At 71.5% G+C, this 22,033-nt stretch carries 21 protein-coding genes; 11 read left to right on the forward strand and 10 right to left on the reverse strand.

Annotated elements, in window-relative coordinates; all coding sequences use genetic code 11:
- Positions 1-60 precede the first annotated feature (60 nt).
- Complete coding sequence (locus tag RI578_RS28990) at positions 61-717, forward strand: dienelactone hydrolase family protein (protein ID WP_310875888.1); 657 nt, start codon at positions 61-63, stop codon at positions 715-717.
- Here RI578_RS28990 and RI578_RS28995 read toward each other — a convergent pair.
- The 4 genes from RI578_RS28995 to RI578_RS29010 form a co-directional block, all read right to left on the reverse strand.
- The gene (locus RI578_RS28995; RefSeq protein WP_310873821.1) at positions 702-2,387 is read right to left on the reverse strand and encodes an alkaline phosphatase D family protein; all 1,686 of its coding nucleotides are present in this window, start codon (positions 2,385-2,387) and stop codon (positions 702-704) included. The two genes, RI578_RS28990 and RI578_RS28995, sit on opposite strands and share 16 nt — an antisense overlap.
- Positions 2,388-2,465: 78 nt before the next feature.
- Positions 2,466-3,266: a DsbA family protein gene (locus tag RI578_RS29000; protein ID WP_310873822.1), complete on the reverse strand. Its 801-nt coding sequence runs from the start codon at positions 3,264-3,266 to the stop codon at positions 2,466-2,468.
- 94 nt (positions 3,267-3,360) lie between these two features.
- On the reverse strand, positions 3,361-4,068 hold the full coding sequence (locus RI578_RS29005) for a hypothetical protein (protein WP_310873823.1): 708 nt from the start codon (positions 4,066-4,068) through the stop codon (positions 3,361-3,363).
- A gap of 86 nt (positions 4,069-4,154) precedes the next feature.
- A complete protein-coding gene (locus tag RI578_RS29010; protein ID WP_310873824.1) occupies positions 4,155-5,492 on the reverse strand; it encodes a DUF2252 domain-containing protein in 1,338 nt (445 codons plus the stop codon).
- 283 nt (positions 5,493-5,775) lie between these two features.
- On the opposite strand from RI578_RS29010, the gene dnaE reads away from it, so the two are divergent.
- Positions 5,776-9,315 (forward strand): DNA polymerase III subunit alpha, encoded by a 3,540-nt coding sequence (dnaE, locus tag RI578_RS29015; RefSeq protein ID WP_310873825.1) that lies wholly within the window; start codon positions 5,776-5,778, stop codon positions 9,313-9,315.
- A gap of 91 nt (positions 9,316-9,406) precedes the next feature.
- Here the strand turns inward: dnaE and RI578_RS29020 are convergent, their stop codons facing one another.
- Positions 9,407-9,571, reverse strand: a complete 165-nt coding sequence (locus RI578_RS29020) for a hypothetical protein (protein WP_310873826.1) — start codon at positions 9,569-9,571, stop codon at positions 9,407-9,409.
- Positions 9,572-9,807: 236 nt separating this feature from the next.
- Here RI578_RS29020 and RI578_RS29025 point away from each other — a divergent pair, with 236 nt between their 5' ends.
- The 4 genes from RI578_RS29025 (at position 9,808) to RI578_RS29040 (ending at position 13,802) form a co-directional block, all read left to right on the forward strand.
- Positions 9,808-11,028, forward strand: coding sequence for an NYN domain-containing protein (locus RI578_RS29025; protein WP_310873827.1), 1,221 nt, complete (start codon positions 9,808-9,810; stop codon positions 11,026-11,028).
- A 143-nt stretch (positions 11,029-11,171) separates the two neighbouring features.
- Positions 11,172-12,146 carry an ABC transporter ATP-binding protein gene (locus tag RI578_RS29030; RefSeq protein ID WP_121746525.1) on the forward strand — a complete coding sequence of 325 codons (975 nt, stop codon included), beginning with the start codon at positions 11,172-11,174 and terminating at the stop codon, positions 12,144-12,146.
- 89 nt (positions 12,147-12,235) lie between these two features.
- Positions 12,236-13,060, forward strand: coding sequence for an ABC transporter permease (locus RI578_RS29035; RefSeq protein WP_310873828.1), 825 nt, complete (start codon positions 12,236-12,238; stop codon positions 13,058-13,060).
- Between the two features lie 34 nt (positions 13,061-13,094).
- Positions 13,095-13,802: an AAA family ATPase gene (locus RI578_RS29040; protein WP_310873829.1), complete on the forward strand. Its 708-nt coding sequence runs from the start codon at positions 13,095-13,097 to the stop codon at positions 13,800-13,802.
- A gap of 17 nt (positions 13,803-13,819) precedes the next feature.
- On the opposite strand, the gene RI578_RS42745 is transcribed toward RI578_RS29040, so the two are convergent.
- From RI578_RS42745 to RI578_RS29060, 5 genes are all read right to left on the reverse strand, one after another.
- Positions 13,820-13,894 (reverse strand): 50S ribosomal protein bL37, encoded by a 75-nt coding sequence (locus tag RI578_RS42745; protein WP_383525684.1) that lies wholly within the window; start codon positions 13,892-13,894, stop codon positions 13,820-13,822.
- A 110-nt stretch (positions 13,895-14,004) separates the two neighbouring features.
- Positions 14,005-14,508, reverse strand: coding sequence for a Cys-tRNA(Pro) deacylase (gene ybaK / locus RI578_RS29045; RefSeq protein WP_310873830.1), 504 nt, complete (start codon positions 14,506-14,508; stop codon positions 14,005-14,007).
- Between the two features lie 13 nt (positions 14,509-14,521).
- Positions 14,522-15,262 (reverse strand): LON peptidase substrate-binding domain-containing protein, encoded by a 741-nt coding sequence (locus RI578_RS29050; protein WP_310873831.1) that lies wholly within the window; start codon positions 15,260-15,262, stop codon positions 14,522-14,524.
- A gap of 11 nt (positions 15,263-15,273) precedes the next feature.
- The gene (locus tag RI578_RS29055) at positions 15,274-16,299 is read right to left on the reverse strand and encodes a hypothetical protein (protein ID WP_310875889.1); all 1,026 of its coding nucleotides are present in this window, start codon (positions 16,297-16,299) and stop codon (positions 15,274-15,276) included.
- 92 nt (positions 16,300-16,391) lie between these two features.
- Complete coding sequence (locus RI578_RS29060; RefSeq protein ID WP_310873832.1) at positions 16,392-17,969, reverse strand: oxidoreductase; 1,578 nt, start codon at positions 17,967-17,969, stop codon at positions 16,392-16,394.
- 211 nt (positions 17,970-18,180) lie between these two features.
- Here RI578_RS29060 and hisD point away from each other — a divergent pair, with 211 nt between their 5' ends.
- From hisD to hisH, 5 genes are read left to right on the forward strand one after another with little or no spacing between them, the layout of a single operon-like run.
- Positions 18,181-19,506 carry a histidinol dehydrogenase gene (hisD, locus tag RI578_RS29065; protein WP_310873833.1) on the forward strand — a complete coding sequence of 442 codons (1,326 nt, stop codon included), beginning with the start codon at positions 18,181-18,183 and terminating at the stop codon, positions 19,504-19,506.
- The gene (locus RI578_RS29070; protein WP_310873834.1) at positions 19,503-20,633 is read left to right on the forward strand and encodes a histidinol-phosphate transaminase; all 1,131 of its coding nucleotides are present in this window, start codon (positions 19,503-19,505) and stop codon (positions 20,631-20,633) included. Before hisD ends, RI578_RS29070 begins: the two co-directional genes overlap by 4 nt.
- On the forward strand, positions 20,630-21,223 hold the full coding sequence (gene hisB / locus RI578_RS29075; RefSeq protein ID WP_210959041.1) for an imidazoleglycerol-phosphate dehydratase HisB: 594 nt from the start codon (positions 20,630-20,632) through the stop codon (positions 21,221-21,223). Before RI578_RS29070 ends, hisB begins: the two co-directional genes overlap by 4 nt.
- A gap of 3 nt (positions 21,224-21,226) precedes the next feature.
- Positions 21,227-21,391: a hypothetical protein gene (locus RI578_RS29080; protein ID WP_031031034.1), complete on the forward strand. Its 165-nt coding sequence runs from the start codon at positions 21,227-21,229 to the stop codon at positions 21,389-21,391.
- Positions 21,382-22,032 (forward strand): imidazole glycerol phosphate synthase subunit HisH, encoded by a 651-nt coding sequence (gene hisH, locus RI578_RS29085; RefSeq protein WP_383556988.1) that lies wholly within the window; start codon positions 21,382-21,384, stop codon positions 22,030-22,032. Before RI578_RS29080 ends, hisH begins: the two co-directional genes overlap by 10 nt.
- Position 22,033: the final 1 nt, after the last annotated feature.

Genomic DNA, 22,033 nt, shown 5'->3' on the forward strand with positions numbered 1-22,033 from the left:
CCCTCGAACGTAACCGTCCCCGCCACGCTGTGAACCTGTGACTTCCGTCCCGTCCCGGGTATCGCCGCGCACCGCGTTGTCACACCCGGCTGGCACCATGGCCTCATGAACATCGTGCTCTTTCACTCGACCCTTGGCCCGAGGCCCGCGGTGCGGCAGGCCGCCGACCGGCTGCGCGAAGCCGGGCACCAGGTGTGGACCCCGGACCTCTTCGAGGGCCGGACGTTCGACACGGTCGAGGAGGGCATGGCCCACCAGGAGGAGATCGGCAAGGAGGAGCTGCTGAAGCGGGCCGTGCTGGCCGCCGCCCCCTATTCCGAGCGGGGACTGGTGTACGCCGGGTTCTCGCTCGGCGCCTCCATCGCCCAGACCCTCGCCCTCGGCGACCACCGTTCCCGCGGGCTGCTCCTCCTGCACGGCACCTCGGACATCGCGGCCAACGCCTCGGTGGACGACCTGCCGGTCCAGCTGCACGTCGCCGAGCCGGACGCCTTCGAGACGGACGACTGGCTCAGCGCCTGGTATCTCCAGATGGGCCGGATCGGCGCCGACGTCGAGGTCTACAGATACGCCGGGGCCGGCCATCTCTACACCGACCCCGAGCTGCCGGACCACGACGAGGAGGCCGCCGAGGCCACCTGGCGGGTGGCGCTCGGCTTCCTCGACTCGCTCCAGGAGGCGGACGCTCCCGGCGACGTGGATCAGACCGGCGCGTAGACGCGCTCGACCCGCTGTGTGCCGCTGCGCGTGCGGTACGAACGGGCCCACTTCGACGTGGCGTCCGGATCGGTGCGGTCGGAGACGACGTAGTAGTCCATCTGCGTCCGGTCCGCGGTGATGTCCAGCACGCCGTAGCCGTGCCGGTCGGTGTCGACCCAGTGGACGTGCCGGTTCGCGGCCCGGATGACCGGCGCCGCGATCGCCGAGACCGTCCCCTCGGGGACCTTCACGATGTCGTTGAGGTTGTCGGAGGTCACCGAGGTGACGACGAACTCCGTGGCGGCGGAGGCGGACAGCGGGTACGTGGCGGCGTTGTGCGGCACGTCGTTGGCCCACGCCATGTGGATGTCGCCGGTCAGGAACACCGTGTTGCGGATGGCGTTCGCGCGCAGGTGCGCCAGCAGTTCCCGGCGGTCGTCGGTGTACCCGTCCCACTGGTCGGTGTTGAGGGCGAGGCCCTCCTTGGGCAGTCCGAGCAGCTCGGCGAGCGGCCTCAGCAACTCGGCCGGGATCGAGCCGACGGCGAACGGCGAGATCATCACCGAGTTGCCGATCAGCCGCCAGGTGGTGTCGGAGGAGGTCAGCCCCGCCTTGAGCCAGTCGAGCTGGGCGCGACCGGTGAGGGTGCGCTCCGGGTCGTCGACCTCGCCGTTGCCGAGCGCCACCTGCTGGGAGCGGAAGGAACGCAGGTCCAGCAGCGACAGGTCGGCCAGCTTGCCGAAGCGCAGCCTGCGGTAGGTGGTGCCGGCGATCGCGGGACGCACCGGCATCCACTCGAAGTAGGCCCGCTTGGCGGCGGCCTGACGCGCCGCCCAGGTGCCCTCGGCGCCCTCGGTGTGGTTCTCGGCGCCGCCCGACCAGGTGTCGTTGGCGATCTCGTGGTCGTCCCAGATCGCCACGACCGGCGCCGCGGCGTGCAGCGCCTGGAGGTCGGGGTCGGTCTTGTACCGGCCGTGCCGGACGCGGTAGTCGGCGAGCGTGAGGATCTCGTGGGCGGGCGCGTGCGGCCGTACGACGGTGTCGCGGGTGCCGTACTCACCGGTGCCGTACTCGTAGATGTAGTCGCCCAGATGCAGCCAGGCGTCCAGGTCGCCGCGGGCCGCGAGATGCCGGTACGACGAGAAGTGGCCGGCCTCCCAGTTGGCGCAGGAGACCACGCCGAAGCGCAGACCGGTGACGGCGGCGTCGGCCGCGGGGGCGGTGCGGGTGCGGGCGGCGGGGGAGTCGGTGGGACCGGCGGAGAAGCGGAACCAGTAGTCCGTGGCGGGCGCGAGCCCTCGGATGTCCGCCTTGACGGTGTGGTCGGAGGCGGCCGTCGCCGTGGTGGTCCCCTTGGCGACGATGTTCGTGCACGCCTTGTCCAGGGCGACGACCCAGCTCACCTCGGTGTCCGGGCCGAGGCCCGAGCCCGGTATCGCCTCGGGCGTCGGGGTCACCCGGGTCCACAGCAGGACGCCGTCGGGCAGCGGATCGCCGGAGGCGACACCGTGCAGGAAGGCGGGGGCGGCGTCGGCGGCACCGGCGGGCAGCGCCGCCGCGAGCGGGGCGGCCAGAACGGCGCCGGCCGCCGCGGCCTTGACGACCGTACGGCGGCTCGGGGTGCGGGTGTTCGCGCCGTCGGCGGACGACGGGAAGGTGCTCTCGGATGATCTGTGTCGACTGGTCACGGGCGATCAGATTACTGATCGGTAAGCGCGCGGGCGGGCGAACTCGCCAAAGTTCGCCCGCCCGTTCGCCGTTCTTCGTTACTTGGTGACGCCCGCGTCCTTGAGCGCCTTCTGCCACTTGGCGTCGGTGCTCGGGGTCTCGATCACCTTGTCGTTGATCTTGACGGTCGGCGTCGACTCGACGCCCTCGGCCTTCTGGAAGGAATCACCCATCTTCACCGCCCAGGCGTCGTAGGTGCCCTTCTCGACGGCGTCCTGGAACTTCTTGTTGTTCTTCAGGGCGTCGACCGAGTTCGCCACCTTGATCAGGTAGTCGTCCTTGGCGAACTCGTCGGTCGACTCCTCCGGGTGGTACTCGGCCGAGTACAGCGCCGTCTTGTAGTCGATGAACGCCTCGGGGCTGACGTTCAGCGCGGCACCGAGCGCGCTGAGCGCGTTCTTCGAGCCCTCACCGCCGAGGTTCCCGTCGAGGAAGGTGCCGATGGTGAAGGAGAGCTTGTAGGTGCCGTCCTCCATGCCCTTGTTGACGGCCTCGCCGATGCCCTGCTCGAAGGAGGCGCAGCCCGGGCAGCGCGGGTCCTCGTAGAGGTGGACGACGTTGTCGCTCTTGGACTCGCCGAGGGTGACCGTGGTGCCGTTCTTGCCGGAGGTGTTGGCCGGGGCCGTCACCTTGGCGTCGGCGGCCTTCTCCCACTTCGAGGGCTCGTTCATCTGCACGACGGCGTAGCTGATGCCGCCGGCTATCGCCAGCACGCCGACGATGGAGGCGGCCACGATGGCCTGCCGCTTGACCTTGTCGCGCTTGGCCTGGCGCTCGCGCTCCTGGCGCAGGCGCTCACGGGCCGCCGACTTCGCCGCCTGGCTGTTCCGCTTGCTCATGGTGATGATCTCTCCGGGGACGCGCACACGGGGGTGTGCGGATACGTATGGGGGCTACCGGTGCTCGGAGGTGCGTCACACGCTCGGTGGTGTGTCACACGGAGGCGACCGAGCACGGCGGCCCGCGCCGCCCCAGGGAGTGCGTGAGGATCCGCTCGCGGGCGCCGGTGGTACGGCGGGCCGGGGCCGCCGGGCGGCGCACCGCCGGGGCCCGGCGCACGCTCACGGCGGCGACGGCGAGCAGCAGCGGCCGGAACGTCGTCGCGGCCACCGCGCTCAGCAACTGGCCCAGCGCGCGCTCGCCGCGCCGCAGCCAGGCCGCCGCCAGCAGGCCGACGCCCACGTGCGCGCCGAGCAGCAGCCAGGCGGTCGCGGGGTCGGCGTCGGCGAGCACGGTCGCCAGCCGGTCGGTCTCGGCGCCGGTCACCCGGGTCAGCGGGGCGGCGACGCCGGCGTGGACGCCCGTCCCGTCGCCGCACAGCACGTCGAAGCCGACGGAGCGCAGGGGGCCCGCGACCGGGCCGCCCGTCCGCCCGTAGCAGACGTGCTGGCCGGTGGTGAAGACCGTGTCGGCGGCCAGCTCCAGCGGGATCAGCAGGGCGGCGATCCGCCCGAAGCCGCGCTCGCGCCGCCCGGCCAGGGCGTACGCGATCAGGAACACGGCGGCGCCGACCGCGGCCACCGTGGGCAGCGGCAGCGGGACCCCGGACAGCAGCACGTGCGACGCGGTGCTGAGCGTCACGACGAGTGCCGTGAACAGCGCCGCGCGTACGGCTCTGAGCGGGGTTCCGGATATGTCCATAGCGATAGAAGAGTGTGTCATGGGGTCCGGTAAGGGACCCCTAAAGGGTTCCTGTGAGAGGGCCGACGGTTATCGAACCGGAATGGTCACAGACCCGGGATCCGGCCGTTGCGGAACAGGTCGACGAAGGTCTGGTGGTCGGCACGCGCGCGTGCGCCGTACCGGTGCGCGAAGTCGACCAGCAGGGGTGCGAAACCCTCCTCGTCCGCCGCGATCGCCGCGTCGATGGCCCGCTCGGTGGAGAAGGGCACCAGGGACTCCCCGGACTGGTCGTCCGCCGCCGCGTGCATGGTGGCCGTGGCCCGGCCCAGGTCGGCGACGACCTCGGCGATCTCCTCCGGGTCGTCGATGTCGCCCCAGTCCAGGTCGACGGCGTACGGCGAGACCTCCGCGACCAGCTGGCCCGAGCCGTCCAGCTCGGTCCAGCCCAGCCACGGGTCGGCGTGCGCCTGGAGGGCGCGCTGGGAGATCACCGTGCGGTGGCCCTCGTGCTGGAAGTAGTCCCGGATCGCCTCGTCGGTGATGTACCGGGACACCGCCGGGGTCTGGGCCTGCTTGATGTAGATCACGACGTCGTTCTCCAGGGCGTCGCTGTTGCCCTCCAGGAGGATGTTGTACGAGGGCAGGCCGGCCGAGCCGATGCCGATGCCCCGGCGGCCGACGACGTCCTTGACGCGGTAGGAGTCGGGGCGGGCCAGGGACGACTCCGGGAGCGTCTCCAGGTAGCCGTCGAAGGCCGCGAGCACCTTGTAGCGCGTGGCCGCGTCCAGCTCGATGGCGCCGCCGCCGGGGGCGAAGCGGCGTTCGAAGTCACGGATCTCCGTCATCGACTCCAGCAGCCCGAAGCGGGTCAGGGAGCGGGCCACGCGCAGCGCGCCCAGCAGCGGCCCGTCCGCGGTGTCCAGCGTGAACGGCGGCACCTCGTCGCTCTTGGCGCCGGTGGCCAGGGCGTGGATCCGCTCGCGGTACGCGCCCGCGTACACCCGCACCAGCTCGGTGATCTGCTCGTCGCTGAACGCCTTCGCGTACCCGATCAGCGCGATGGAGGCGGCGAAGCGCTTGAGGTCCCAGGTGAAGGGGCCGACGTAGGCCTCGTCGAAGTCGTTGACGTTGAAGATCAGCCGGCCGGTCGAGTCCATGTACGTGCCGAAGTTCTCCGCGTGCAGGTCGCCGTGGATCCAGACCCGGGAGGTCCGGTCGTCCAGGTACGGGCCGCCGCTCTTCGCACCGAACTCCTGGTCCATGGTCAAATCGTGGTAAAAGAGGCATGCGGTGCCGCGGTAGAACGCGAAGGCCGAGGTCGCCATCTTCCGGAACTTCACGCGGAACGCCGCCGGATCCGCGGCCAGCAGCTGGCCGAAGGCGGTGTCGAAGACGGCGAGGATCTCCTCGCCGCGCTCCTCGTTGAGCTGCGGGACCGACATGCCTGGTGCCTCCTGGTGCGGATGGTGCGTGACGAGTGGAGCGATCCTCCACTCGGACCAACGTTCGAAGAGGTGCGGGAGTGCCCGCGCCCGGGGCCCGCCCCGACACGCGGACCCGCCCCCGAAGGTACGCGGGGAAGCCCTCGGAGTGTCAGTGGCGAGGCATAGACTTCGACGCTGACCCCCGGACTGACCGCAGCCCGTAGCCCACAGCCCTCCCGTCGCCCGACCACCGCCCCTCAACGAGGCGCTTCGCGCCAAAGCCCTGATTTGGAGGCCGCACGTGTCCAAGCCGCCGTTCACGCACCTGCACGTCCACACCCAGTACTCGCTGCTGGACGGTGCCGCGCGGCTGAAGGACATGTTCGACGCCTGCAATGAGATGGGCATGACGCACATCGCCATGTCCGACCACGGGAACCTGCACGGGGCGTACGACTTCTTCCACTCCGCGAAGAAGGCCGGGGTCACGCCGATCATCGGCATCGAGGCGTACGTCGCCCCCGAGTCCCGCCGCAACAAGCGCAAGATCCAGTGGGGCCAGCCGCACCAGAAGCGGGACGACGTCTCCGGTTCGGGTGGTTACACCCACAAGACGATGTGGGCGACCAACAAGACCGGCCTGCACAACCTCTTCCGCCTCTCCTCCGACGCGTACGCCGAGGGCTGGCTGCAGAAGTGGCCCCGGATGGACAAGGAGACCATCTCCCAGTGGTCCGAGGGGATCGTCGCCTCCACCGGCTGCCCCTCCGGCGAGGTGCAGACCCGGCTGCGCCTCGGCCACTTCGACGAGGCCCTCCAGGCGGCCGCCGACTACCAGGACATCTTCGGCAAGGACCGCTACTTCCTGGAGCTGATGGACCACGGCATCGAGATCGAGCACCGGGTCCGCGACGGCCTGCTGGAGATCGGCAGGAAGCTCGGCATCCCGCCGCTGGTGACGAACGACTCGCACTACACGTACGCGCACGAGGCGACCGCCCACGACGCCCTGCTGTGCATCCAGACCGGCAAGAACCTCTCCGACCCGGACCGCTTCCGGTTCGACGGCACCGGTTACTACCTGAAGTCGACGGACGAGATGTACGCCATCGACTCCTCCGACGCCTGGCAGGAGGGCTGTGCCAACACGCGCCTGATCGCCGAGATGATCGACGTCGACGGCATGTTCGAGAAGCGCGACCTCATGCCGAAGTTCGACATCCCCGACGGCTTCACCGAGGTCACCTGGTTCCAGGAGGAGGTCCGCCGCGGCATGGAGCGCCGCTTCTCGGGCCAGGTCCCCGAGGACCGCCAGAAGCAGGCCGAGTACGAGATGGACGTCATCATCCAGATGGGGTTCCCGGGCTACTTCCTCGTCGTCGCCGACTTCATCATGTGGGCGAAGAACCAGGGCATCGCGGTCGGCCCCGGCCGAGGCTCCGCGGCCGGTTCGATCGTGGCGTACGCCATGGGCATCACCGACCTCGACCCGATCCCGCACGGCCTGATCTTCGAGCGGTTCCTCAACCCCGAGCGCGTCTCCATGCCCGATGTCGACATCGACTTCGACGAGCGCAGGCGCGTCGAGGTGATCAGGTACGTGACGGAGAAGTACGGCGCCGACAAGGTCGCCATGATCGGCACGTACGGCAAGATCAAGGCGAAGAACGCCATCAAGGACTCCGCGCGCGTGCTGGGCTACCCGTACGCGATGGGCGACCGGCTCACCAAGGCCATGCCCGCCGACGTCCTCGGCAAGGGCATCGACCTCAATGGCATCACGGACCCGACGCACCCCCGCTACAGCGAGGCCGGCGAGATCCGCTCGATGTACGAGAACGAGCCGGACGTGAAGAAGGTCATCGACACCGCCAAGGGCGTCGAGGGCCTGGTCCGGCAGATGGGCGTGCACGCGGCCGGCGTCATCATGTCCAGCGAGCCCATCGTCGACCACGCCCCGATCTGGGTGCGGCACACCGACGGCGTGACCATCACGCAGTGGGACTACCCGCAGTGCGAGTCGCTCGGCCTGCTGAAGATGGACTTCCTCGGCCTGCGCAACCTCACGATCATGGACGACGCCGTCAAGATGGTGAAGTCCAACAAGGGCATCGACCTCGACCTGCTGTCGCTGCCGCTGGACGACCCCACGACCTTCGACCTGCTCCAGCGCGGCGACACGCTCGGCGTCTTCCAGTTCGACGGCGGACCGATGCGCTCGCTGCTGCGGCTGATGAAGCCGGACAACTTCGAAGACATCTCCGCCGTCTCCGCGCTCTACCGTCCCGGCCCCATGGGCATGGACTCGCACACCAACTACGCGCTGCGCAAGAACGGCCTCCAGGAGATCACGCCGATCCACAAGGAGCTGGAGGAGCCCCTCCAGGAGGTCCTCGCGGTCACCCACGGCCTGATCGTCTACCAGGAGCAGGTGCAGAAGGCCGCCCAGATCATCGCGGGCTACTCGCTCGGCGAGGCCGACATCCTCCGCCGCGTGATGGGCAAGAAGAAGCCCGACGAACTGGCGAAGAACTTCGTCCTCTTCCAGGAGGGCGCCCGCAAGAAGGGCTACAGCGACGAGGCCATCCAGGCCCTGTGGGACGTGCTGGTCCCCTTCGCCGGCTACGCGTTCAACAAGGCGCACTCGGCCGCGTACGGACTGGTCTCGTACTGGACGGCGTACCTCAAGGCGAACCACCCCGCCGAGTACATGGCCGCCCTGCTCACCTCGGTCAAGGACGACAAGGACAAGTCGGCCGTCTACCTGAACGAGTGCCGGCGCATGGGCATCAAGGTCCTGCCGCCCAACGTCAACGAGTCCATGTCGAACTTCGCCGCGCAGGGCGACGACGTGATCCTCTTCGGCCTCTCCGCCGTGCGCAACGTCGGCACCAACGTCGTCGAGTCGATCATCAGGTGCCGCAAGGCCAAGGGGAAGTACGCCTCCTTCCCCGACTACCTGGACAAGGTGGAGGCGGTCGTCTGCAACAAGCGGACGACGGAGTCGCTGATCAAGGCCGGCGCCTTCGACGAGATGGGGCACACCCGCAAGGGCCTCACCGCGCAGTACGAGCCGATGATCGACAACGTGGTCGCGGTCAAACGCAAGGAGGCCGAGGGCCAGTTCGACCTCTTCGGCGGCATGGGCGAGGAGGCGACCGACGAGCCCGGCTTCGGACTCGACGTCGTCTTCGGCGAGGACGAGTGGGACAAGACCTATCTGCTCGCCCAGGAGCGGGAGATGCTCGGTCTCTACGTCTCCGACCACCCGCTCTTCGGCCTGGAGCACGTGCTGTCCGACAAGGCCGACGCGGGCATCTCCCAGCTCACCGGCGGTGACTTCGGCGATGGCGCGGTCGTCACCATCGGCGGCATCATCTCGGGCCTCCAGCGCAAGATGACCAAGCAGGGCAACGCCTGGGCCATCGCCACCGTCGAGGACCTGGCGGGTTCCATCGAGTGCATGTTCTTCCCGGCGACGTACCAGCTGGTGTCCACGCAACTCGTCGAGGACGCCGTGGTGTTCGTCAAGGGACGCCTGGACAAGCGGGAGGACGTGCCGCGGCTGGTCGCGATGGAGCTGATGGTCCCCGACCTGTCCAACGCGGGCACCAACGCGCCCGTGGTCCTCACCATCCCGGCCACCAGGGTCACTCCGCCGATGGTCAGCCGCCTCGGCGAGATCCTCACGCACCACCGCGGCGACAGCGAGGTGCGGATCAGGCTCCAGGGGCCGACGAAGACGACGGTGCTGCGCCTGGACCGGCACCGGGTGAAGCCCGACCCGGCCCTGTTCGGCGACCTGAAGGTGCTCCTCGGGCCGTCCTGTCTGGCGGGCTGAGCGCGCGAGCGGGCGGAACGAGACAGGGGCGCACCCGGTGCCGGGTGCGCCCCTCGTGTCCGCGGGGCCGTAGCGGCCCGGTTCGCGGATGTCAGTTGTGGCCGAAGCGCTTCTGCCGCTTGCGGGAGGCGATGTCGCCGGGCGTCAGCTGCGGGCCGTGCTGCTCCTCGCGGTCCATCACGGCCGACTCGGCGGTCTGCTGGGCGCGCTCGGCCTGGGGCTGCTTACGATCACGGTTGTTCTTGTTCTTGGCCATGGTGATCTACCTCCTGTGGGGGATCTAGGGGCCAGGGCCGGAACCAGATTCACATAGGCCAACAAAGAACGCATATCGGGCAATTACCGTCCGTGACACGGCTCGTCGGGGTGCGGGGGCGAGCGGCTTGTGCCGAAACGCCACGCCGAAGATCGAGTTCCGGCCGTTAACCTCCGCGTGGTCGGGCAGACTCGAAGGAAGCCCGAAGCAAACCTCCCGGAAAGAGGGTGGATCGCGTGGACCGCTGCATCGTCCTGGTGGACGCCGGGTATCTGCTGGGGGCCGCCGCCAGTCTTCTTGCCGGGGAGCCCTCACGCTCGCGCATCACCGTCGATCACGCCGCCCTCATCCAGGGGCTTCGCGATCGCGCCGAGTCCGACACGCAGCAGCCCCTGCTGCGCATCTACTGGTTCGACGGCGCCCCCGACCGCGTCCCGCAGCCCGAACACCGGCGCCTGCGCGTCATGCCCCGGGTCACCGTCCGGCTCGGCGCCCTCACGCGCAGTGACGGCCGCTGGGCGCAGAAGGGCGTGGACGCCGCCATGCACGCCGAACTGACCGAGCTGGCCCGCAACCGCGCCTGCTCCGACGTCGTCCTGGTGACCGGCGACGGCGACCTGCTGCCGGGCATGATGGCCGCCAAGGAGCACGGCGTCGCCGTCCACCTGTGGGCCGTGCAGGCCGCCGACGGCGACTACAACCAGTCCGAGGACCTGGTCGCCGAGGCCGACGAGCGACGCGTGCTGGACCGGGCGTGGATCACCAAGGCCGTGCGCGCCAAGGAGATCGGCGGGATCTGCGCGCCGCCGCCCGTGCCCCGTCCCGAGATCGCCGCGATCCTCTCCGCACCGCTGCCCGAGTCCGCCCTCTCCGCGGCCACCGAACGGCCCGCCCAGGAGCCGGAGCACCCCACCGCGACCGGCGCCGCCGCCCGCAACGGCACCGAGGAGCGCGTACCGCCCGCCAAGGGCGTCCCCACCCCCAAGGACCTCGCCGCCCTGCGCGCTCCCGGCGCCGCCCACCCCGCCCCGCACCCCCCGACCGCGACCCTGCGCTGGTCCTCCGACAAAGGCTGGGTCGACCGGTCCGGCGCCGAGCCGCCCGAGGCCGTCTCGCTGCCGACGCTGGCCCAGCTGACCACGGCCGAGCAGCGCTGGGCCGACCGCGAGGAGGACATCACCACGGTCGGCGGCGACCCCTACGAGGTCGGGCAGGTCTTCGCCCGCCGCTGGCTGGAGCGCCTCGGCGACCACGGCCACCTGCAGAAGCTCTCCGGGATGTACCCGCGCATCCCGCACCGCGTCGACGGGGAGCTGCTGCGCTACGCGGCCCGCTTCGGGTTGCTGGCCCACAAGGACGACCAGATCGACGAGCACGACCGGTACGCCATCCGGGCCGGGTTCTGGCGGGAGATCGATGTGCGGACGGCGACCGAGCGCACCCCGGCGGCGGAGTGAGAGCCTCCGCCCTCCCCCTGGCTTTCCCCGGCTGAATCGACACTTATGGGCGGACCCGAGGGCGGGGCGGAGGGACGGACCCCGTAGTCTCGTCCCTTGTGAGTACGCGCGCGGCACAGGCACTTCGACCCGGTGGCGATGCCGTGTGCGTGGTGCGCGGACTGACCAAGACCTATCCGGCGGTACGCGGCAGGCGCGGCGTTCCCGCCACTCCCGAGGTGCGGGCCACCGACGACGTGACCCTGGAGATCCGCCGCGGTGAGATCTTCGGGCTGCTCGGGCCGAACGGCGCCGGCAAGTCCACCCTCGTACGCCAGCTCACCGGGCTGATGCGGCCCGACCGCGGCAGCGTGGAAATCCTCGGGCACGACATCGTGCGCCACCCGGAGCGGGCCGCGCGGATCCTCGCCTACCTCGGGCAGGAGTCCAGTGCCCTGGACGAGCTGACCGTGTCGCTCGCCGCCGAGACCACCGCACGGCTGCGCGGCCTGGAGGTGCGGCAGGCGCGCGCCGAGCGGGACGCCGTCCTCGACGAGCTGGGCCTGACCCCGCTCGCCGCCCGCCCGATCAAGAAGCTCTCCGGCGGGCAGCGTCGGCTGGCCTGCTTCGCCGCCGTGCTGGTGGGGGAGCGCTCGCTGCTCGTCCTGGACGAGCCGACCACCGGCATGGACCCGGTGGCCCGGCGCGCGGTGTGGGCGGCCGTCGACCGGCGGCGCGCCGAGCACGGCACCACCGTCCTGCTGGTCACCCACAACGTCATCGAGGCCGAGACCGTGCTGGACCGGGTCGCCGTCCTCGACCGGGGGCGGGTGATCGCCTGCGACACGCCCTCCGGGCTCAAGGAGAAGGTCGCCGGAGAGGTCCGCGTCGACCTGGTGTGGCGCGAGACGGCACCGCTCAACGTCCCGGAGGTCGCCGCCCTGCGCGACCGCGCCACCGAGTCGGGGCGCCGCTGGACGCTGCGGCTCGCCCCCGAGGAGGCCCGCGCGGTCGTCGCCACCGTCACCGGCGGCGCCGCCTTCGCCGCCCTGGACGACTTCACCCTCGCCACGCCCAGCCTGGAGGACGTGTACCTGGCGCTGGGCGGCGCCGCGCGACAGGGACTGGTGAGGGCTTGAGCACCCGAACGGTGAGCACACCGGCCGCCGCGTCCGTACCCGTCAGGACGACCGCTTCGAACGACCCGACCGAAGGGGAGCAGCGCGACGTGAGTGTCGTACCCGCCGATGTCCTGCCGGGCGGTGCCCTGGCCGTCGAGGAGCAGGGCCCCGTCGGCGCGGCCGAGCTCGGCCCCAAGGCACGGCTGTGGCCCTCCCTGGTGGCTGTGTACCGGGCCCAGCTGTCCCGGGCGCGGGTCGCGCGCATCCCGCTGCTGTTCGTGGCCACCTTCCAGTCGATCGGCATCATGATCCTGATGCGCGGGGTCGTGGACGGCGGCGGTGAGGCGCAGGCCGTGGTCGCCGGGTCGGCGGTGCTCGTCGTGGCCTTCGTCGCGCTGAACCTCCTCGCCCAGTACTTCGGCCAGCTGCGCGCGAGCGGCGGTCTCGACCACTACGCGACGCTGCCGGTGCCGCCGGCCGCGGTGGTGCTGGGCGCGGCGGGCGCGTACGCGTCCTTCACCGTGCCGGGGACCGTGGTGACGGCGGTGGTCGGGTGCCTGCTGTTCGGACTGCCGATGACGCATCTGTGGGTGCTGGTGGCCGTGATCCCGCTGGCCGGCGCCGCGCTCGCCGGGCTGGGCGCGGCGCTGGGCCTGCTCGCGCCCCGGCCGGAGTTCGCCACGCTGCTCGGCCAGCTGGGCATGTCGGCGGCGCTGCTGCTGGGCGTGCTGCCCGCCGAGCGGATGCCGGAGGCGGTGCGCCTGGCGCGGGACCTGCTGCCCTCCACGTACGGAGTAGAGGCCTTCGCGCGTACGTTCGGCGACCGGCCCGACTGGGCCTTCGTCCTCGGTGACCTCGCGGTGTGCGCCGTGGTCGGGGTGATCTCGCTGGCCGTCGCCACCTGGGCGTACCGCCGGGCCGCCGTCCGGTGACGCGCCGCACAGGCGGGTTTGGCACGATGGCGGGGTGACCGCACCTCTGACTCCGCCACCGCCCCCGAACGATCGCTCGTCGTACCAGGGCGGGCCGGTGCCTCCGCCCGTCGGCGCGCACGCGGTGGGCGCCGCGTCCGGCGCCACGTACGACCACCACGGCGAACAGGACGGCCCCGGGATGTTGACCGAAGTGCGTCAGGCCGCCGTGACCGTGGTGGCGGTGGCGATCTCAGGCGTGCTGCTGGGCGTGCTGTGGTGGAAGCTGGCACCGAGCGTGCCGCTGGTCGGGGATCTGGTCGGCGACGAGTGGGTCGTCTACCTCAAGGAGTCCGAGAGCGAGCACGCGGTCGCCGTCGACGGCACGTTCACCCTGCTCGCGCTGGCGTTCGGGGCACTCAGCGCGGTCGTCGTCTTCCTGCTGCGGCGGCGCGGCGGTGTGCCGCTGGTGGTGGCGCTGGGCGTCGGCGGGCTGCTCGGGTCGCTGCTGGCGTGGCGGGTCGGCGTGTGGCTGGGGCCCGCGCAGGACGTGATCGCCCACGCGAAGGACGTCGGCAAGGGAGTGACGTTCTCCGCGCCGCTGAAGCTGGGGGCCAAGGGAGCCTTGCTGGCGTGGTCGGTGGCGGCGCTGGTGGTTCACCTGGGACTGACGGGTCTGTTCGGGCCCCGGGACCCGGAGCCCGACCCCTGGCCCGCGCCTCAGCGGTACCCGGCGGGGCCGTACGGGGAGAAGTCGCCGTAGCCCGCCCGCCCGCCCGGCTAGGCGGGGCGGCGGCCGTGGTTGGCCTTGCGCTTCTTGATGCGCCACCTGCGTTTGCGGGTTCTCTTCGACATGTCCTGTCTGATTAGCCGAGAACCGGGCGCCCGTCGAGGGGCTAGGGGGTGTCGTTTGGATCAGGCCGACTCCAGGCACCGCGACCTCGGCAGGATCCAAACGTCACCCCCTAGGCGCGGCCGATCGGGGCGAGGACCGCGTCCGTGAGCTTGGCCAGGTCCTCGGGAGCGAGTTCCACCTCCAGGCCGCGGCGGCCCGCCGAGACGCAGATCGTGGCATGGTCCGAGGCGGACGCGTCCAGAACCGTCGGGAGCCTCTTGCGCTGGCCCAGGGGCGAGATCCCGCCCCGCACATAGCCCGTGGTGCGCTCGGCCAGGGCCGGGTCGGCCATCGCCGCCCGCTTGCCGCCGACCGCGGCCGCCAGCGCCTTCAGGTCCAGCTGGCCCGCCACCGGCACCACGGCGACCGTCAGCGCGCCGTCGACGTCCGCCACCAGCGTCTTGAAGACCCGCTCCGGCGAGACGCCCATCGCCTCGGCCGCCTCCTCGCCGTAGGACGGGTGGGCGGGGTCGTGGTCGTACGCGTGGACCGCGTACGTCACGCCGGCCGCCGCGAGCGCCACCGTCGCCGGGGTGCCACCGGACTGCTGCTGCTTCTTCGACTTCTTCGCCATGCGGGCCGGTACCTCAGTTGAGACTCGTCGGGCCGCGCGTCAGCTCCGACGCGGGCAGGGACGGCAGCGTACGGATGATGGCCGTCTCGGCGCGAAGGAGTTTCAGCTCGTCCCGGAGGCGGGACGCCGTGTCCGGGGCCTGGAGCAGACGCTGCTTGGTCGGTGTGTCCAGCATCATCGCGGCGGCCACCAGGTAGGAGACCACGCCCGGCTCGTCCGGCAGTTCGGCGCCGGTCGTCAGCGACCGCTCGCGTGCCCCCGCGAGCCGCTTCTGGTACTGCCGGAAGGACCGCAGCACCCCCTCGGCCAGCGCCCCCGCCTCGTCGCCGGGCTCCTCGGCCAGCGGCTCCAGCTCGGCCGTCAGGAAGGGGCCCGAGGCCTCCACCGAGAGCAGCCGGACCCGGTTCGTGCCGGTCGCCAGCACCTCGAAGGTGCCGTCGGCGCGTTCGCGGACCGTCGCCGCGTCCGCGATGCAGCCCACCTTGTGGAACGCCTTGACCGGGTCGGTGCCGAACCCGGCCGCCGGCCCGCGCTCCAGCGTCGTCGTCGGGTCGGGCAGGCCGGGCTCGGTCTGGGCGACCTCGTAGCCGTCACGGATCGCCACGACGGCGAACCGGCGCGGTTCGTCCTCGGGGGTCTTCAGCAACTCGCGCATCATGGCGCGATAGCGCTCCTCGAAGATGTTGAGCGGGAGCACCAGCCCCGGGAACAGAACCGAGTTCAGGGGGAAGAGGGGAAGCCGGACGGTGGTCACGACGCAGAAGCCTAATGCTCGCCGGGGCGGACGCGACCGCCGTGCCCACTTCGTGGATGACCTGAACCTGTCGTCCCGGACCCGGAGGCCACCGCCGCGCGGACGTCCGCGCGCACCTGGAGGAAGCGGCCGAGGGGGTCGTCCGTGTCCCGGGCCCAGGGGAAGGACGTGACGTACGGGCCGGTCAGACGCAGTTGTTCCGCCGCGTCCTGGTGCCGCTCCAGGCGTACCAGTACGTACGTCAGGAGGTTCCGCAGCTCCGCCGGCCACGGGTCGGCCGCGGGGTGGGCCGCCGAGAGGGCGATCGCGCGGTCCGCCGCCGCGTCCAGGCGGGCCCGGTGCACGTCGGCCGCGTCGCCGTCGTCGTCCGTGGTCAGACAGGTGAACGCCGCTCGTACCGGCAGCGCCCGTACGAGCGCGTCCTCGGGCGCGTCCTGCGCCGCCGTCTCGGCGAAGTCCAGGCACTCGCGGTGGGCGGCGGGCGAGGCGGCGGCCAGGTACTCCAGGGCGGCGACGTGGCAGCCGTAGTGGTGCGGGGAGCGGCGGACCGCCTGCGCCCACAGCCGCTCGAACTCGGCGTGTCCGGCGCGTGCGCCCCGTGCCGCGTCCAGGGCGGTCCGCCACGGCACCGGGTCGCGTCCGGCGGCCTCGGCGGCGGCGGTGACCGCGGGGGTGATCTGGCGCAGCAGTTCGGCGCGGGCCGGCGAGTCCCAGTGACGGTCCACCGCCAGGCGGGCCGCGACCAGCAGGGCGTCGGGGTCGTCCGGGGCGGTGGCGCGCCAGTTCTCGAGCCATTCGGCGCGTGAGCGGGCGAAGGCGGCCAGCCGGGTCGCGTAGCGGTCGCGGTGCTCCCAGTCGGCGTCCTCACGGGTTTCGGCGAGGAGGCCGGCCGCGGGCGCGTACTCGCCCTGGGCCGCCGCGACCAGGGCGGGGGCGAGGCGGTCGTCGGGGGCGTCGAGGAGCACGTCGTCGTCTTGGGCGGGCCGTGACGTCCGGGAGCGGGCCCGGGCCGCCGTCCGGAGGAACGCGCGCAGCATGGCCAGTACGACGGCCGACGGTTCGTGATGGTTGTGCGGCTCGGCTCCGCCTTCGGCCGTTTGTGTTCCCACCCGCGGCGCCCCCCAGGCGGTCAGTTCCGCCGGAGCAGCCGGGTCGCTCCCGCCGCGACCGTCGTCGCCAGGATCCAGCCCAGCAGGATCAGGGCCGTCGACAGCCACTGCCAGCCGTCGTGGAGCTGCCAGTGGCCGACCTGGCCGAGCTCGATGACCGGCAGGAGCAGGTCGAGGGCGAAGAGGGCGGGGTTCCAGTCCGGATGCTCGCCGCTCTTCAGCGGTGGTGGGTCGGCGCGTGCGAAGGCGACCGAGCCGGCCGCCCACAGCACCGCCATCCACACCGCCGCCCGGCCCGGCCGGTAACCGTAGGCGACCGTCCAGTCCTGCGCGTATCCGACCAGCTTCGCGGCGATCGGCAGGCTCTCGCGGCGCCGGCGGTGCTTGGCGAGCAGCACCTCGCGGGCGTCCTCGTCCTCACCGCCTGCCCGCAGCACGGCGGCGAGGCGCTCGTACGGCTCCGGGTTGTACTCGGCGGTCGCGGCGCCCACCCACCGCAGCCGCTTCTCCAGCGGGAACGGGCCTCGCGGCACCAGGTTCTCGTAGGTGAAGCCGCCCATGTGCAGCCGGCCCGGGCCCGGCCAGCTGTCCGCCCGGTCCATCAGGTTGACCACCCGCGCCCCCGACAGCACGACCCGGCCGCGCGCCGGCCGCTCGCCCAGGAACCGCAGCTCGGGCGTCTGCACGCGGCGCAGCGACAGCTCCTGGTCGTCGGTGAACGTGAACCGGGCGTGCTCGAAGTCGACGGCGTCGCCGAACCGCCCGTCGTCCAGCCGCACCCCGCCCTCGCACTCGAACCGCTGGATCCGCGTCCCCTGTGCCGGAGTCGTGCCCCGCAGCAGCGGGCTGCCCAGGCCCGCCGGCGTCAGGTACAGCGTGCGCTCCACGGTCAGCTGCGGGGCGTTCAGCGCGTGCCGCGTGTACGGGTTGAGGAGCCGGGCGCCGCGCAGGCTCAGCGACACGCCGACCTGGGCGCTGCGCAGACTCACCTCGCCGTACGACTCCAGCATCTCGGCCTGGAGGTCCTGCCCGACGGTCATGCCGTCCGCGGCGATGGAACGGCCACTGCGGTCGCGGTGCACGACGGCCTGGTTGAGCAGCAGGTCGGTGCCTATCCGCGCGTCGGTGAGGCGGATTCCGCCGGGGAAGCGGGAGCGCGGCAGGTGCAGGTCACCCTCGGTGTGCAGCCGGGCCGCCTCCAGCCGGGGCACGTAGCAGTCCACCAGCCGTAAGGTCGTGAAGCGGCTCTCCGGCAGCAGGACCTCCCGCTCGAAGCGGCAGCCCCGCAACTCGACGTAGGGCACCACCGTGCCGCCCGCGAGATCCATCGTGTCGCTGATCCGCACGCCCACGAGCTGCAGCGAGGACACCCGGCCCGCCAGCGCGGGCGGACCGTCCAGCAGCAGCCAGCACACGATGCGGGCCCGCACCGTCCGCTCCGGTCCCCACGGCTGCCCGCCGTGCGGGTCGTCGACGAGTGCGTCCCCGCTGCTCAGGTCGTACACGCTGCCGTTGCGGAAGGCCTGCCACATGCCTGCCTCGGTGGCGGTCAGGTCGTCCGGCAGCTCTCCGTCACGGTGGCCGGCCCCCTCGGTCACGGCGCTTCACTCCCTCCCCAACTACTCGCCGGTCGCTCACTCTTCGTACAACCGTTCATGCCCACTGGGTGACCCCCCGAACACTCAAAGTGACCACGAACTGACGGCGGGTCGCCGATGCCCCGCCGTGGCCGCGACGGCCCGTCGCGTTCTGTATCAGCCATTGATACGCGCGGACGGTGTCCGACGCGGGTCTGAGAGAATTGGTTCCGTGATCTCCCGAATCGATCTGCGCGGCGACGACCTCCCCGAGGGTCCCGCCCTGCGCGACCTGCTGCCCCGAGCCGACTTCGACGTCTCGGTCGCCCTGGAGAAGGTGCGTCCGATCTGCGAGGACGTGCATCATCGTGGCGACGCGGCGCTGATCGACTTCGCCGAGCGGTTCGACGGTGTCCGGCTCGACCAGGTCCGGGTACCGGCCGCCGCGCTCACGCGCGCGCTGGAGGAGCTGGACCCGGCCGTGCGCGCGGCCCTGGAGGAGTCCATCCGCCGCGCCCGTCTCGTCCACCGCGAGCAGCGCCGCACGACCCACACCACCCAGGTGGTGCCCGGCGGCTCGGTCACCGAGAAGTGGGTGCCGGTCGAGCGGGTCGGCCTGTACGCGCCCGGCGGGCGCTCGGTCTACCCGTCATCCGTGATCATGAACGTGGTGCCCGCGCAGGAGGCCGGCGTCGAGTCGATCGCGCTCGCCTCCCCGGCGCAGGCGGAGTTCCACGGCCTGCCGCACCCGACGATCCTCGCCGCCTGCGCCCTGCTCGGCGTCGACGAGGTGTACGCGGCCGGCGGCGCCACCGCCGTCGCGATGTTCGCGTACGGCACCGAGTCCTGCCCGCCCGCCAACATGGTCACCGGCCCCGGCAACATCTGGGTCGCCGCGGCCAAGCGCTACTTCACCGGGAAGATCGGCATCGACGCCGAGGCCGGCCCGACCGAGATCGCGGTCCTCGCCGACTCCACGGCCGACCCGGTGCACGTCGCCTCCGACCTGATCAGCCAGGCCGAGCACGACCCGCTGGCCGCCGCCGTCCTGGTCACCGACTCCGTGGAGCTCGCGGACGCGGTGGAGAAGGAGCTCCAGCCCCAGGTCGAGGCCACCAAGCACGTCGAGGACCGGATCCGCCCGGCCCTCGCCGGCCGCCAGTCCGCGATCGTCCTGGTCGACGGCCTGGCCGAGGGCCTGCGCGTGGTCGACGCGTACGGCGCCGAGCACCTGGAGATCCAGACCGCCGACGCCGCCGCCGCCGCCGACCGCGTGAAGAACGCCGGCGCGATCTTCGTCGGCCCCTGGGCGCCCGTCTCGCTCGGCGACTACGCGGCCGGGTCCAACCACGTCCTGCCCACCGGTGGCTGCGCCTGCCACTCCTCGGGCCTGTCGGTGCAGTCCTTCCTGCGCGGCATCCACATCGTCGACTACACGCGCGACGCCCTCGCCGAGGTCGCGCACCACGTGGTGACGCTGGCGGAGGCGGAGGACCTGCCCGCGCACGGCGCGGCGATCAAGGCGCGGTTCGAGTGGAAGGTCCCGGAGAGCAAGTGACGTTCGGAATCGACGATCTCCCCGTACGGGACGAGCTGCGCGGCAAGTCCCCCTACGGCGCGCCCCAGCTGGACGTGCCCGTACGGCTGAACACCAACGAGAACCCCTACCCGCTGCCCGAGGCGCTGGTCGAGCGGATCACCGAGCGGGTCCGCGAGGCCGCCCGCGACCTCAACCGCTACCCGGACCGGGACGCGGTCGAGCTGCGCACCAGGCTCGCCGAGTACCTGACGGAGACCTCCGGGTACGCCGTGGACGTGCACAACGTCTGGGCGGCCAACGGCTCCAACGAGGTCATCCAGCAGCTGCTGCAGGCCTTCGGCGGACCGGGCCGTACCGCGATCGGCTTCGAGCCGTCGTACTCGATGCACGGCCTCATCGCGCGCGGCACCGGCACCGGCTGGATCTCCGGCCCGCGCCACGACGACTTCACCATCGACGTGCCCGCGGCCGAGCGGGCCGTGGCCGAGCACCGCCCGGACGTCGTCTTCATCACCACCCCCAACAACCCCACCGGCAACGCGGTCCCGGCCGAGACGGTCCTCGCGCTGTACGAGGCGGCGCAGAGCGCGCGTGCCGATCAGGGTCTGGCGTCGATGGTCGTCGTCGACGAGGCCTACATCGAGTTCAGCCACGGCGCCTCCCTGCTGTCGCTGCTGGAGGGGCGGCCGTACCTCGTCGTCTCCCGCACGATGTCGAAGGCGTTCGGCGCGGCGGGCCTGCGCCTGGGCTACCTCGCCGCGCACCCGGCCGTCGTCGACGCCGTCCAGCTCGTACGGTTGCCCTACCACCTGTCGGCCGTCACCCAGGCGACCGCGCTGGCCGCCCTGGAGCACACCGGCACGCTGCTCAAGTACGTCGAGCAGCTGAAGACCGAGCGGGACCGACTCGTCGCCGAACTGCGCGCCATCGGCTACGAGGTGACCGAGTCCGACGCGAACTTCGTCCAGTTCGGGCGGTTCGCGGACTCCCATGAGGTCTGGCGGAAGATCCTCGACCGGGGCGTCCTGGTCCGGGACAACGGCGTGCCGGGCTGGCTGCGGGTGACCGCGGGCACTCCGGAGGAGAACGACGCGTTCCTCGATGCGGTACGCGAACTGAAGAAGGAACAGGAGCAGAGCGGATGAGCCGCGTCGGGCGCGTGGAGCGCACCACCAAGGAGACCTCGGTCCTCGTCGAGATCGACCTCGACGGCACCGGCAAGACCGACATCGCCACCGGCGTCGGCTTCTACGACCACATGCTCGACCAGCTCGGGCGGCACGGTCTGTTCGACCTGACCGTGAAGACCGACGGCGACCTGCACATCGACTCCCACCACACCATCGAGGACACCGCCCTCGCGCTGGGCGCCGCCTTCAAGCAGGCCCTCGGCGACAAGGTGGGCATCTACCGCTTCGGCAACTGCACGGTCCCGCTGGACGAGTCCCTCGCCCAGGTCACCGTCGACCTGTCCGGCCGCCCCTACCTCGTGCACACCGAGCCCGAGAAGATGGCGCCGATGATCGGCGAGTACGACACGACGATGACCCGGCACATCCTGGAGTCCTTCGTCGCCCAGGCGCAGATCGCCCTGCACGTGCACGTGCCGTACGGGCGCAACGCGCACCACATCGTGGAGTGCCAGTTCAAGGCGCTGGCCCGGGCCCTGCGCTACGCCTCGGAGCGCGACCCGCGCGCCGTCGGCATCCTGCCTTCCACGAAGGGCGCGCTGTAACCCATGAACGGTACGTCCACCGCCCTGATCGTCGTCGGCCTCTTCTTCCTCGGCGGCATCTACTCCTTCGCGAAGCAGCAGATGCCCAAGGGTCTGATCGTGCTGCTCTCCATCGGCGCCGCGATGTGCCTCTTCGCGGGTGTGCTGAGGCTGGAGGTGTGGAATTGACCGCCACCGCCAAGCGGGTCGTCGTCTTCGACTACGGCTTCGGCAACGTCCGCTCCGCCGAGCGTGCCCTCGCGCGCGCGGGAGCCGACGTCGAGATCACCGGTGACTACGACAAGGCCATGAACGCCGACGGGCTGCTGGTGCCCGGTGTCGGCGCCTTCGCCGCCTGCATGGACGGCCTGAAGGCCGCGCGCGGCGACTGGGTCGTCGACCGCCGGCTGTCCGGCGGGCGCCCGGTGATGGGCATCTGCGTCGGCATGCAGATCCTGTTCGCGCGCGGCATCGAGCACGACGTGGAGGCCGAGGGCCTGGACGAGTGGCCCGGCACGGTCGGACCGCTCCAGGCCGACATCGTGCCGCACATGGGCTGGAACACGGTCGAGGCCCCGGCCGACTCCCAGCTCTTCGCCGGCCTGGACGCGGACGCCCGCTTCTACTTCGTGCACTCCTACGCCGTCCACGACTGGACCCAGGAGTCGCACAACCCGCTGATCGCCGCTCCCAAGGTCACCTGGTCCACGCACGGCAAGCCGTTCGTGGCGGCCGTGGAGAACGGCGCCCTGTGGGCCACCCAGTTCCACCCCGAGAAGTCCGGCGACGCCGGAGCCCAGCTCCTCACCAACTGGATCGAGACCCTGTAGA

This window comes from Streptomyces sp. BB1-1-1 (assembly GCF_031597775.1).
Lineage (GTDB): Bacteria > Actinomycetota > Actinomycetes > Streptomycetales > Streptomycetaceae > Streptomyces > Streptomyces thinghirensis.

Excerpts from the sequence above, each read along its gene's own strand:
- RI578_RS29010 (WP_310873824.1), bottom strand. The coding sequence starts at position 5,492 with ATGTCGGTCCCGCAGCTCAACGAGGAGCGCGGCGAGGAGATCCTCGCC.
- RI578_RS29000 (WP_310873822.1), bottom strand. The coding sequence starts at position 3,266 with ATGAGCAAGCGGAACAGCCAGGCGGCGAAGTCGGCGGCCCGTGAGCGC.
- RI578_RS29055 (WP_310875889.1), bottom strand. The coding sequence starts at position 16,299 with ATGCTGCGCGCGTTCCTCCGGACGGCGGCCCGGGCCCGCTCCCGGACG.
- RI578_RS29080 (WP_031031034.1), top strand. The coding sequence starts at position 21,227 with ATGAACGGTACGTCCACCGCCCTGATCGTCGTCGGCCTCTTCTTCCTC.
- RI578_RS29005 (WP_310873823.1), bottom strand. The coding sequence starts at position 4,068 with ATGGACATATCCGGAACCCCGCTCAGAGCCGTACGCGCGGCGCTGTTC.
- hisB (WP_210959041.1), top strand. The coding sequence starts at position 20,630 with ATGAGCCGCGTCGGGCGCGTGGAGCGCACCACCAAGGAGACCTCGGTC.
- ybaK (WP_310873830.1), bottom strand. The coding sequence starts at position 14,508 with ATGGCGAAGAAGTCGAAGAAGCAGCAGCAGTCCGGTGGCACCCCGGCG.
- RI578_RS29020 (WP_310873826.1), bottom strand. The coding sequence starts at position 9,571 with ATGGCCAAGAACAAGAACAACCGTGATCGTAAGCAGCCCCAGGCCGAG.